Below are 13,224 nucleotides of genomic sequence, written 5' to 3' on the forward strand. Positions count from 1 at the left end.
GAACAGTATTGGGACTAAGCCAGGCGACCTCGACATCGACATCGACTTCGTTGGCGGAAAACAAGGGCGTCCCGCCGCCTCCGCAGAAACCCACCAGCACACCGGCCTTGGCCAGTTCCCGCATCGCGGCCTGGGTGATGGAAGTGCCTGTCCCCAGCAGGATGCCGGTGGTGTTGGCGATCGGGATGTTCCAGTACAGGGAGCGCTTGCCTGCGTCGGTCACATACTCGACACGGCCGCCATTGACCAATACCCGGCAATGCTCCAGGTAGTAAATATTGGCCCGTTTGGAATGCAGGATCGTTTTGAGATCAGAGGCTGCGATATCGTCCATGAAGCTTCTTGTAACATGGAGAATGAGGGCTGTGCGAAAAATTCAAATCCCGCCCTCAGTGTCCGGACGCTATCCAGCCCCGCCTCCGCAAAGGCCATCGGCCGACGCGGAATACCCCCAATACCCCGACACCTCAATCGTCCCCGACCAAACCCCCCGCCCCCAGCACGCGCCGCACGAACACAACACACATCAGCACAAAAGCCAGCAGCCCGATTCCCGTAGCCACCGACGCGAACCCAGGACCCGCCACGGCCAGCGGCGCATCGCCGCCGCCGGACGCCATGGAGCCCACGATCACGATGGCCAGCACGACGCCCACCAGGCTCTCGCCCACGATCAGGCCCGATGCGAACAGCGTGCCCGTGCGCTCGCTGGCCTGCTCAGCCTGCTCACGGTCCGCGCCGTCCGGCAGCGTCCGGGCACGGACCCGGATCCGCACGAACCACGAGATCAAGGCGCCGACGAACAGCGCCGTCGCCACCGTGGGCGGCAGATAGACGCCCATGGCCACCGCCAGCGGCGGGACGCGAAACCGGCTGCATCGGCCCAGGCCCCAGTCGAAGGCGATCAGCGCGGCGCCCACCAACACACCGATGCGGATGTACGTCCAGTCGAGTGTGTGGCTGAACAGGCCCTGCGCAATGGTGATCATGAGCGATGCCTGCGGCGCGGCCAGGGCCTGGGCGGGGTCCATGCCCTCGCGCGGCAGGCTGCCGATAAAGCCATAAGCCTCGTAGAGCAGTTCCAGCACCGGCGGGATCGTCACCGCGCCGATCACGCAGCCGATGATCAGCGCCACCTGCTGTCGCCACGGGGTCGCCCGCACCAGCCAGCCCGTCTTCAGGTCCTGCAGATTATCGTTGGAAATCGCCGCCACAGCCACGACGACCGAGGTGCAGAACAGCGCCAGCGCCGTCATGAAACGCACGGATTCGGGCCTGCCCAACAGGTCCTGCGCCTGACCGATGCCAATGAAGATCATGGATGAGGCCAGGATGGCGATCACGGCGATACCGGATATCGGGCTGGCCGACGAGCCCACCAGACCCGCCATGTAGCCGCACGCGGCCGCCACCAGGAAACCGAAGACGAAGGCCAGCACGACGCCAGCCGCCACCAGGGTCCAGGCGGCCAACGCGGGCAAGCCGGAGTCCGCTACAAAGGACTGGAACGTCGCGCCCAGCAGCAGGATCATCAACAGCGTCAGCTTCAGCAGCAGCCCGGGCGGCAGGTCGGCATCGGTGCGGTCCTGTCCCGATTCGCCCGATCCGCGCTTCAGCACCGACAGAGAAATCCGCATGCCCTCGATCATGGGCCTGATCAGCGTCAGCAGGGTCCAGACTGCCGCCACGGCGATCATGCCGGCGCCGATCAGGCGCACTTTGGAAACCCAGATGCCGGTGGCGAAGCTTGCCAGACTGGCGCCGTCGGGCATGGGCACGAGCGACGTCAGCCAGGGAACAGCGACGCCCCAGGACAACACCACGCCCAGCAGCATCGCCACGCCGCCGACAATGCCGACCAGATACCCCGCGCCGACCAGGGCGAAGGACAGGCCCAGGGGCAGCTGGAACACGGCGCGTCCGATGCTGAACCAGTAGCCTACGCTATCGCCGGCCACACGCAGGCCGCTGGTCATCAGGCTGAAGCCGCCCGCCAGCGCCCCGCCCAGCAAGATGTCGCGCAATCCGCCGGCCCGCCGGGTTTCCGCACCATCGCCCTGCCTCTGCCCGACCTTCAGGATCTCGGCGGCGGCCACACCTTCCGGATACGGCAGGTCGCTGTTGACGACCAGCGCGCGCCGCAGCGGGACGGTAAACACCACACCCAGGATCCCGCCGCAGGCGCAGATCATGGCGGTCTGCAGCAGAGGGAATCCCGTCTAGTATCCCATCATCAGCAACGCCGGCAGCACAAAAATGACGGCGGACAAGGTGCCCGCCGCGGACGCCTGGGTCTGGACAATATTGTTTTCCAGCACATTGGAGTCCCTGAACGCTCGCAGGACCGCCATGGAGATCACCGCCGCCGGGATCGAGGATGCGAAGGTCAGACCCACCTTCAAGCCCAGGTAGACGTTGGACGCGGTGAATACCAGGGTGATCAAGGCGCCCAGAACCACACCTCGCAGGGTGAGTTCCTTGAGCGATGCGTGCGACTCGGGCATGGTGGAGGTCGATCCTTGCAATGATTCGAAAAACGGGCGGTACGCGCCGCGCATTGTGATCCATTCGCTGCGATTAGTCACGGCACGGCCTTCCGGGTTCCCCGATGATGCAGGCAATGTGAAGATAGCGCCATGCAAGCCTAAAGACGCCATCATACGGGCCGGGAAGTGCTTGGCCCCACAAGATCGCGGCGACAAGCCGCATGACGTCCTGCATCATCCAGATTGACCGATAATACGTATCTCCCCGTTCCACCCCCTGCCAGCGCCTCGCCCATGTCCACTTCCGACCTCTCCGGCCACACCCCCATGATGCAGCAGTACCTCCAGCTCAAGGCCCAGGCCGGGTCGCATCTGCTGTTCTACCGCATGGGCGACTTCTACGAGATGTTCTACGACGACGCGGAACGCGGGGCGCGGCTGCTGAACCTGACGCTGACCAAGCGCGGCACGTCCAACGGCGCACCGATCCCGATGGCGGGCGTGCCGCACCACGCCATGGAAGGCTATCTGGCGCGGCTGGTGGCGCTGGGCGAATCCATCGCCATCTGCGAGCAGATCGGCGATCCGTCCGCCAGCAAGGGGCCGGTGGAACGCAGGATCGTGCGCGTGGTGACGCCCGGCACGCTGACCGACGACGCGCTGCTGCCGGCCGACGACGACCGCCGGATCGCGGCCTGGGTCGCGGGCCGCGGCCACGGGCGCGAGGCCGTGGGGCTGGCCTGGATGAACCTGGCCAACGGCGACTTCAAGGCCTGCGAATCGACGCCGGAACTGCTGGACGCGGAACTGGGCCGCATCGCGCCCGCCGAGCTGGTCTGCGCGGAACAGGCGGACCTGCAGGCGCTGGAAGCCTCCGGACCGGACGCCGCGATCAGCCGGGTGCCGGACTGGCACTTCGAGGCCGACGGCGCGCGCGACACGCTGCTGCGCCATTTCGGCGTGAACGACGTCGGCGCCTTCGGGCTGGACCATCTGCCGCTGGCGATGCGGGCGGCGGGCGCGCTGCTGCGCTACGTCGGCACGACGCAGGCCCAGGCGCTCAGCCACGTGCACAGCCTGTCGGTGGACGCGGGCGGCGACTACGTGGTGCTGGACCCGGCCACGCGGCGCAATCTGGAAATCACGGACACGCTGAACGGCGGCGACGGCCCGACGCTGTTCAGCACGCTGGACCACGCCCGCACGCCGATGGGCAGCCGCCAGCTGCGCCGCTGGCTGCAGGCGCCGCTGCGCGACAATCCGCAGGCCCGCGCCCGCCAGGACGTGATCACGCAATTGCTGCGGGCGGCGGACGCCGACGGCGCGCTGCGCGCCCTGCGCGACGCGCTGCGGCCGCTGCCCGACCTGGAACGCATGGCGACCCGCCTGGCCCTGGGCACGATCCGCCCGCGCGAACTGGCCAGCCTGCGCGATGCGCTGGGCGGACTGGACGCGCTGGCGCAGACGACCACATCCGCCTTCGGCGCGCAAAACTTGCTGGCCGACTGCCTGCGCGACGTGCCCGTGGACCCGTCGCTGCACGCGCTGCTGGATCATGGCATCGCCGCCGAACCCGCCCTGATGGTGCGCGACGGCGGGGTGATCGCCCCGGGCTACGACGCGGAACTGGACGAGCTGCGCCAGCTGGCGGGCGACAACGGCGCCTTCTTGCTGGAGGTCGAGTCCCGAGAACGGGAACGCACCGGCATCGCCAACCTGCGCGTGGAATACAACCGCGTCCACGGCTTCTTCATCGAGGTCTCTCGCGGCCAGGCCGACAAGGTGCCCGACGACTACCGCCGCCGCCAGACGCTGAAGAACGTGGAACGCTACATCACGCCCGAACTGAAGGCCTGGGAGGACAAGGTCCTGTCGGCCCGGGATCGCGGCCTGGCGCGCGAGAAGCTGCTGTACGAACAGATCCTGGCGCAGGCGGCGGAGCACGCGGCGGCCCTGGCGCGCAGCGCCGCCGCCCTGGCGCAGATCGACGCGCTGGCCGGGCTGGCGCACCACGCGCGCGCCCACGGCTGGGTGGCGCCGGAACTGACCGACGACATCTGCCTGGACATCGAGGCCGGCCGCCACCCGGTGGTGGAGCACAGCATCGAGTCCTTCACCCCGAACGACTGCCGCATGGGCGAGGAACGCCGCATGCTGCTGATCACGGGCCCGAACATGGGCGGCAAATCGACCTACATGCGCCAGGTGGCGCTGATCGCGCTGCTGGCGCGCGCCGGCAGCTACGTGCCCGCCACGCGGGCGCGCATCGGTCCGGTGGACCGCATCTTCACGCGCATCGGCGCGGCCGACGACCTGGCGGGCGGGCGCTCGACCTTCATGATGGAGATGATGGAAGCGGGCGTGATCCTGGGGGCCGCCACGCCGTGCAGCCTGGTGCTGATGGACGAGATCGGCCGGGGCACGTCCACCTACGACGGCCTGGCGCTGGCCTGGGCCATCGCTCACCGGCTGCTGACGCACAACCGCGCGCTGACGCTGTTCGCGACGCACTATTTCGAAATGACGCGCCTGCCGGAAAAGACCCACGGCGTGGCCAACGTCCACCTGGCGGCGGCCGACGCGCCCGACGGCGTGGTCTTCCTGCACGAAGTCCGTCCGGGTCCGGCCAGCCAGAGCTACGGCCTGCACGTGGCCCAGCGCGCGGGCATCCCGCCGGTGGTGATCCGCCACGCGCGCAAGGAACTGGCCGAACTGGAAGCCCGCAACCGGGCGGAATCCCAGCTGGCGCTGTTCGTGCGGCAGACCGAGGAAGAATCCGGCGGCGATCCGGACGCGCCGCTGCGCGCCGCCCTGCAGGCGCTGGAACCCGACAGCCTCAGCCCGCGCGAGGCGCTGGAACTGATCTACCAGCTGCGCCGCGACTTTCTCTGACCGCCGCGCGCAAGGCGCCCGGTCCCACATCACAGGACTCCTCCATGCATCCTCCGACCCCCGACATCGACCAGCCCACGCCCTTGCTGGGCGGGCTGACCCCGCAGGAATTCATGCGCGACTACTGGCAGAAGAAGCCTCTGCTGGTGCGCCAGGCCATCCCCGGTTTCCAGCCGCCGGTCACGATCCGCGACGTGCAGACGCTGGCCCGCCGCGAGGAGGTCGAGTCCCGCCTGATCACCCACGGCGAACGCGGCTGGTCGCTGAAGCATGGCCCGTTTCGCCGGCTGCCGTCCGCCGCGCAGCCGAACTGGACGCTGCTGGTGCAGAGCGTGGACCTGCACGACGACGCCTCGGCCGCGCTGATGCGGCGGTTCCGCTTCATTTCCGACGCCCGGCTGGACGATCTGATGATCAGCATCGCCACCGACGGCGGCGGCGTCGGACCTCACTTCGACAGCTACGACGTGTTCCTGCTGCAGGGCCATGGGCGGCGCCGTTGGCGTACCAGCCGGCAGGCCGACCGCGCCCTGGTGCCGGGGCTGCCGTTGAAGATCCTGGCTGATTTCCAGCCGGATGCGGATGACATCCTGGAGCCGGGCGACCTGCTGTACCTGCCTCCGCACGTCTGCCACGATGGCGTGGCGATCGGCAACGACTGCATGACGCTGTCCATCGGCTTCCGCGTCCCAAGCCAGGCTACCCTGGCCCGGGGCCTGCTGGAAGCGGCCGCCGATCAGGTCTCGGCGCAGCACCTGGGCGACCCGGGGCTGTACGGACATCCCTGCCTGCCCGGCCCGGACCTGGCCACGTTGTACACCGACGCCGGGGAACCCGCCACACGCACCCCGGCGGCCCTGCCCGATTCGCTGGTGCAGGCTACGCTGGACACCCTGTCCAGGGTTCGCCTGGATCACGCGGTGGCGGCCCGGTTCCTGGGCCAATGGCTGACGTCCCTGCCCGACAGCGCCCTGTTCGATCCGGCCGACGAGCCGCTCTCGCTGAGCGCCGGGGTGCCCGCATCGGGCCGTCTGGCGCTGGACCGCTGCACGCGGCTGATGTACTGCGGCCCGCAGGTCTTCATCAACGGCGAGGTCGCGCCCCTGGCGGCCGTGCCCGCCCTGGAAGTGCTCGCCGACCGGCGCGCGCTGGAAGCCGACGCGGTCCGCCGCCTGCCCCTCGAGACCCTGGCCCTGCTCGACGAATGGCTGGCGGAAGGCTGGCTTCACTGGGAAGACTGAGGCCGGTCCACCCACCTCTCCGCTTGCAAGCAATTCGGATTCGTCAGGCCAGGGCCACTCTCAAATTGTGGCATCTCCCCACGTCGCGGCCTGAATGCCGCTTCGATTCGTCAGGCAATTTGCTTATATCCGCATAAAAACATAAGCATCGGTTCGTTCACGACATCAAGGAAGCGTCCCAGAATGGACGCTTCCTTCGTTTCCACAAGACCGTGCCATGCTCGCGCCGAACTACCTGCCCGAAGCCCATCATTCCCTGATCGCCGAACTGGCCGACACCTTGGAATCTTCCAGCCTGCACTGGCTCTCGGGCTATTTCGCGGGCGTCGCCCAGGCGCGCCAGCCCGCGCGGGAAGCCGCGCCCCCGCTGACGGTGGCCGCCGTCGCCGCGCCCGGCGCGGCCCAGCGCCTGACCATCCTCTACGGCAGCCAGACGGGCAATGCCAAACGCATCGCGACCGGCCTGCACGAACAGGCGCGGACTCAGGGACTGGAGACGCGCCTGGTACGCGCCGACCAGTACAAGACCAAGGAACTGAAGGACGAGCAACTGCTCTACGTGGTCATGAGCACCCAGGGCGACGGCGATCCGCCGGACGATTCCATCGCCTGGGTCGAATTCCTGCTGGGCAAGCGCGCGCCGAAACTGCCCCGGCTGAAATACGCCGTACTGGGCCTGGGGGATTCCAGCTATCCCTCATTCTGTGGCATCTCGCAGAAGATCGACGCCCGCCTGGCCGAACTGGGCGCGCAGCGCCTGCAGGATGCGGGCGCCGCCGACCTGGATATCGAGACGGTCGCCGCCCCCTGGCAGGCCCTTGCCCTGGAACAGGCGCGCAACGCCCTGCAGTCCGCCGCACCCATCCCCCCCCAGGCTACCGTGACGCCGCTGCGCCCCCAGGCCGGGAAGTTCACCCGCGACCACCCGTTCCAGGCTGAAGTCCTGCTGAACCAGGCCATCACGGGCCGCGACAGCGACAAGGACATCCGCCACCTGGAGTTGTCCCTGGAAGGCAGCAGGCTGCAGTACGAACCGGGCGACGCCCTGGGCGTCTGGCCCGTACAGGACGACACCCTGGTGGCCCGCATCCTGGAAGCCACCGGCCTGAATGCCGCCGATACCGTCGAACACCAGGATACCCGCCGCCCCCTGGGAGAATGGCTGGGCCGCCACCGCGAATTGACGGTGCTGACCCGCCCCTTCCTGGCGGCCCTGGCGGAACGCGCGCGGCAAGGAGACCTGGCCGCCCTGCTGGCGCCGGACGCCCGCGATCGGCTGGCCGCCTACCTGGGCACGCACCAGCTGATCGACGCGCTGCGCCAGTGGCCGGCGCGCTGGACAGGACCGGAACTGGTGGCGGCCCTGCGTCCGCTGACGCCGCGCCTGTACTCCATCGCCTCCTGCGCGACGGTGGCGGAGGACGAAGTCCACCTGACGCTGGGGCATCTCGCCTTCGAGCTCGAGGGCGAATCCCGCTGGGGCGTGGCCTCGCATTTCCTGGCCGAACGGTCCGAGGGCGACACGGTGCCGGTCTTCATCGAGGAAAACACGCGCTTCCGCCTGCCGGCCGATGCTTCCCGCGACATCATCATGATCGGCGCCGGGACCGGGGTGGCGCCGTTCCGCGCCTTCGTCCAGGCGCGCGCCGAGGCGGACGCCCCGGGCCGCAACTGGCTGTTCTTCGGCAATCCGCACTTCACCAGCGACTTCCTCTACCAGGTCGAATGGCAGCAGGCGCTGAAGGACGGTCACCTGGACCGCATCGACCTGGCATTCTCCCGCGACCAGGAGGAAAAGGTCTACGTCCAGCACAGGCTGCTGGCCCAGGGCGCCGACGTGTACGACTGGGTCCAGGCGGGCGCCCACGTCTACGTCTGCGGGGACGCCGACCGCATGGCCCGCGATGTGCACGCCGCCCTGCTGGAGATCGCCCGCGACCACGGTGGCCTGGACGAGGAAGGCGCCCGCCAGTGGCTGGACGACCTCGCCGCGCAAGGCCGCTACGCGCGCGACGTCTATTGATCCGGCTTCGCATTCAGCCGCATCACGTCGTTGGTTCGCCTCGCCGTGCAAGCGCACCGCCTTCGGCTTCCCGCCTCGTGCCCCGGCCGAATGCAAACCCGGCGCCCGCCCGTTCAAACACCGATTCTCTTTTCGATCCCGATACTCCGACATGAGCGTTTCCCCCCTGTCCCCCCTGGAAGAAATCAAGACCGCAAGCCGGTTCCTGCGCGGCACCATCGCCCGGGAACTGGAAAACCCGGTCACCGGCGCCATCCCCGAAGCCGACACCAAACTGCTGAAATTCCACGGCAGCTACATGCAGGACGACCGCGACATCCGCGACGAGCGGCGCAAGCAGAAGCTGGAGCCGGCCTACGCCTTCATGGTGCGCGCGCGCCTGCCGGGCGGCGTGATCAGCCCCGAGCAATGGCTGGCGCTGGACGAACTGGCACAAAAATACGCCACGCGCGGCCTGCGCATCACCACGCGCCAGACCTTCCAATGGCACGGCATCCTGAAGCGCAACCTGCGCGCCTTCATGCAGGGCATCCACGACGCCCGCGCCACCACGATCGCCGCCTGCGGCGACGTGAACCGCCAGGTGATCAGCTCGGTCAACCCCCACCTGTCCAGCCAGCACGCGCTGACGCAAGCCTGGGTGCAACGCCTGTCCGACCATTTCCTGCCGCGCACCAGCGCCTACGCCGAAATCTGGCTGGGCGGCGAACAGGTCGGCGAGGCGGTCGACGAGGAACCCATCTACGGCAACGACTCCGCCTACCTGCCGCGCAAGTTCAAGATCGGCATCGCCATCCCGCCGACCAACGACTGCGACGTCTTCGCCAATGATCTGGGGCTGGTCGCCATCATCGAGAACGGCGAACTGCAGGGCTTCAACGTAGCCGTGGGCGGCGGCATGGGCGCGACGGCGGGCGATCCGAGCACCTACCCCCGCCTAGGCACGCTGATCGGCTTCACCCGGCCGGAGCACGTGGTCGCCGTGGCCGAGGCCGTGGTCACCCTGCAGCGCGACCATGGCGACCGCAAGGAACGCCAGCACGCGCGTCTGAAATACACCGTGGACCGCCTGGGCGTGGACTGGTTCCGCGAACAGGTCGGCCTGCGCGGCGGCACGCCCCTGGAGCCCCTGCGCCCCTACCGCTTCGAGCGCAACGGCGACCGCTACGGCTGGTCGCGCGGCGAGGACGGCCGTTGGCACCTGGGGCTGTACATCGCCTCCGGCCGCCTGTGGGACCAGGACGGCCCGCGCCTGCAGACCGGCATGCGCGAGATCGCCAGGATCCTGAAGGGCGAGTTCCGCCTGACCTGCAACCAGAACCTGGTGATCGCCAACGTGGACGAGGCCGACCGCGCCGCCATCGACGCCCTGGTCACGGAATACGGGCTGGACGGCCACAAGGAACAGAGCGGCATCCGCCGCCATCACATCGCCTGCGTCGCGCTGCCCACCTGCGGCCTGGCCATGGCCGAGAGCGAGCGCTACGCCCCCGTCCTGCTGCCCAGGCTGGAAGCCCTGCTGGACGCGCACGGCCTGCGCGACGCGCCGATCCTGCTGCGCTTGTCGGGCTGCCCGAACGGCTGTTCGCGCCCCTACCTGGGCGAGATCGCCCTGGTGGGCCGCGCCCTGGGGCGCTACGACCTGCGCCTGGGCGCCGACTTCATCGGCGAGCGCCTGAACGTCGTCTACCGCGAGAACATCACCGAAGCGGAAATCCTGTCCAGCCTGGACGCCCTGTTCGGCCAGTATGCCCGCGAGCGCGTCGCGGACGAAGGCTTCGGCGACTTCCTGGTGCGCGCCGGCGTGATCCAGGCGGACGCGCGCGACCCGCATATCGCCACCCCCGGCCGCAAGGCGAGCGCGGCATGAACCACTTCCCGCTGTTCGCCGACCTGAAAGGCCGCACCGCCGTCGTCGTGGGGGCGGGTCTGGTGGCCGAGCGCAAGATCGCGCTGCTGCGCGCGGCGGGCGCCCGGGTCATCGTCAGCGCCCATGCGGCTCATCCCCGGGTGCTGGCGCGCGCCCGGGCCGGCGAGATCGAACTGCGCCTGGGAGAATTCGACCCCGCCCTGCTGGACGAGGCCTGGCTGGCCGTCGCGGCCACCAGCGACCGCGCGCAGAACCAGCGCGTCGCGGACATCGCCGGGGCCCGCCGCCTGTTCTGCAATGTCGTGGACGATCCGGAACTGTCCAGCGTCCAGGTACCGGCCATCGTGGACCGCGCCCCCCTCACCATCGCCATTTCCTCGGGCGGCGCCGCACCCGTGATCGCCCGGCGCCTGCGCGAGCGCATCGAGTCGCTGTTCGATCCGGCCTTGGGCGCCCTGGCCGCGCTGGCGCAACGCAAACGGCTGCGGATCCGCCAGGCCCGGCCGCTGCTGCGCCAGCGCCGGGATTTCTACGACTGGCTGCTGGACGGCCCCGTCCTGGGCGCCCTGCGGCGCGGCCACGCCAACGAGGCGGAAATCCTGCTGGACCAGACGCTGGCCGCCACCAACCCGCCCCCGGCGGGCAAAGTGCTGCTGGTCGGCGCCGGCCCCGGCGATCCGGGTCTGCTGACCCTGCGCGGCTTGCGCGCCCTGAACGAGGCCGACGTGATCCTGGCCGACCGCCTGGTCAGCCCCGCGATCCTGGCCCTGGCGCGGCGCGACGCGCAGGTGATCGACGTCGGCAAGGCCCCCGGCGGCCCGCACGAATCCACCCAGGCCCGCATCCACGCCCTGATGGTGTCGCACGCCCGCCAGGGGCGTTGCGTGGTGCGCCTGAAGGGCGGCGACCCCATGGTCTTCGGACGCGGCGGCGAAGAACTGCAGCACCTGAAACGCCACGGCATCGCCTACGAAGTCGTGCCCGGCATCACCGCCGCCCTGGCCTGCGGCGCCTATGCCGGTATTCCGCTGACGCACCGCGACCACGCCCAGTCCCTGACCCTGGCCACGGCGCATTTGAAGGCAAATGAGCAGGCGGACGCGGCCGAGCCGCACGGCCCGGCCCAGGGTGACGGCCGGACCCGGGTGTACTACATGGGGGTGGAGCGCCTGCCGGCGCTCAGCGCCCGGCTGCTGGCCGAGGGCCATGCCCCCGGTCTGCCCTGCGCGCTGGTGGAAAACGGTTCACGGCCGGAGCAGCGCGCCTTGCACGCCACCCTGGGCTCGCTCGCGGAGGCCGCGCACCGCCACGCCATCCAGTCCCCCGCCCTGGTCATCGTCGGCGCAGTCGCCGCGCTGGGCATGGACCTGGCATGGTTCGGCGAGACCCTGCGGCCGGCGTCAGCCGGAGACCCCGCCACGCATCGGCAAGCCGCGGCCTGAGCGTTTCGCGCGCCCGTTCCCGACCTCGAGGCCCGTCAGGGCCTGCTTGATTGCGCCATAGGCGGGGCGCCCCTGCGTGCCGATCTTGTCCCGCACCGCCTCGAACCGGCCTTGCCGGGCCAGGTCGAGGATTTCGCCACGGATGGCGCGATAGGCCCGCACGGCGGCGGAGAACCGCTCCTGGGCCGCACGATCCTGCGCGCGGCGCTGGTAGCGGACCCAGGTCTCGTCCATGACCCGGTCGATCTCGCCGATCCGCTCGATCACCGGCCTGATCTCATCATAGTCGTCGGCATTCTTGATCAGGATGTTGCAGGCCCGCATTTCCTCGGCGCAGGCCGACAGCACTTCGAGTTCCGGCCGCCCCGGCAGCAGCTGCGCGGTGCCGCGCTTGAGCAGGCCGATCTGCCCCTGGACCAGGCGCAGGTCGATGTTGCTCTTGCCCACCCATTCGACGGACTGCCTGGCCGACGCCGAGAGGGATTCGATGTCCTGGCCGATCCGATGGCTCAGCCCGCTTTGCGTCCGTGCGGCTTCGGTCATCCGGCCCGAAGCCTCCAGCGTGCGGCTGGAATGCTGGCTGATGTCGTTCAGGGCCTGCCCGGCCTCGCGGGCATGCCCGACCCCCGCCTGGATGTCGGCCAGCACGGTTTCGAGGAAGCCGCCGGCCTCGGCCGTACTGGCCGAGATCGCCGCGATCATCTCGCGGATCCGCACGGTGGCCTCGTCGGTGCGGGCCGCCAGCTTGCGAACCTCGTCGGCCACGACGCCGAAGCCGCGTCCCTGCTCGCCCGCCCGGGCCGCCTCGACAGCCGCGTTCAGCGACAGCAGATTGGTCTGCATGGCGACATGCCGGATCAGCCCCAGGATGCTCTCGATCTCCTGGGTCCGGCGCACGACCTCGCGGAACCGGTCGCTGAGGCCGTCCGCCGACCGGGCCAGCGCCCCGAGCCGCGCCGTAGTCTCGCCCAGCAGCTCGTCCCCCCGACGCGCCAGGGCGTGCATATTGTCGACCCCGTCGCGCGTGACCTCGGCCGATTGCACGACGGTCGCTACGCTGTCCGCCAGGGTATCCATGCTGTCCCTCAGGGCGGCCAGGATGCCCGTCTGCTCGCGCGACAGGGCGATCACGTTGGTGAACGAGGACATCATGCTGGCATTGTTGACAGTGATGTCGAGCGCCTGCCGGTCCAGGCTCTGGATGTCCTGAGCCACCCGCCCGCTCATCCAGCGTATCCGCATGCTCATGATTGTCTCCTGTGGCTTTGCT

At 69.4% G+C, this 13,224-nt stretch carries 6 protein-coding genes and 2 pseudogenes; 5 read left to right on the forward strand and 3 right to left on the reverse strand.

The features are described from left to right. Nucleotides 1-4 precede the first annotated feature (4 nt). Both cas1f and ACTPOE_RS07950 read right to left on the reverse strand, forming a co-directional pair. A pseudogene (gene cas1f / locus ACTPOE_RS07945) lies at nt 5-334 on the reverse strand (type I-F CRISPR-associated endonuclease Cas1f); the annotation flags it as partial. Between the two features lie 133 nt (nt 335-467). Next, a pseudogene (locus ACTPOE_RS07950) lies at nt 468-2,504 on the reverse strand (OPT family oligopeptide transporter). 276 nt (nt 2,505-2,780) lie between these two features. On the opposite strand from ACTPOE_RS07950, the gene mutS reads away from it, so the two are divergent. The 5 genes from mutS (at nt 2,781) to cysG (ending at nt 11,954) form a co-directional block, all read left to right on the forward strand. Next, nucleotides 2,781-5,378 (forward strand): DNA mismatch repair protein MutS, encoded by a 2,598-nt coding sequence (mutS, locus tag ACTPOE_RS07955; RefSeq protein WP_458871672.1) that lies wholly within the window; start codon nt 2,781-2,783, stop codon nt 5,376-5,378. Nucleotides 5,379-5,422: 44 nt separating this feature from the next. Further along, nucleotides 5,423-6,619, forward strand: a complete 1,197-nt coding sequence (locus ACTPOE_RS07960; protein WP_458871673.1) for a cupin domain-containing protein — start codon at nt 5,423-5,425, stop codon at nt 6,617-6,619. Nucleotides 6,620-6,836: 217 nt separating this feature from the next. Next, nucleotides 6,837-8,642: an assimilatory sulfite reductase (NADPH) flavoprotein subunit gene (locus tag ACTPOE_RS07965; RefSeq protein WP_458871674.1), complete on the forward strand. Its 1,806-nt coding sequence runs from the start codon at nt 6,837-6,839 to the stop codon at nt 8,640-8,642. A gap of 151 nt (nt 8,643-8,793) precedes the next feature. Then, on the forward strand, nt 8,794-10,512 hold the full coding sequence (gene cysI, locus ACTPOE_RS07970; RefSeq protein ID WP_458871675.1) for an assimilatory sulfite reductase (NADPH) hemoprotein subunit: 1,719 nt from the start codon (nt 8,794-8,796) through the stop codon (nt 10,510-10,512). Further along, nucleotides 10,509-11,954 (forward strand): siroheme synthase CysG, encoded by a 1,446-nt coding sequence (cysG, locus tag ACTPOE_RS07975; protein WP_458871676.1) that lies wholly within the window; start codon nt 10,509-10,511, stop codon nt 11,952-11,954. Before cysI ends, cysG begins: the two co-directional genes overlap by 4 nt. On the opposite strand, the gene ACTPOE_RS07980 is transcribed toward cysG, so the two are convergent. Beyond that, complete coding sequence (locus tag ACTPOE_RS07980) at nt 11,913-13,202, reverse strand: methyl-accepting chemotaxis protein (protein ID WP_458871677.1); 1,290 nt, start codon at nt 13,200-13,202, stop codon at nt 11,913-11,915. The two genes, cysG and ACTPOE_RS07980, sit on opposite strands and share 42 nt — an antisense overlap. Between the last annotated feature and the right edge of the window lie 22 nt (nt 13,203-13,224).

The sequence above is a fragment of the Castellaniella sp. WN genome (assembly GCF_054457555.1).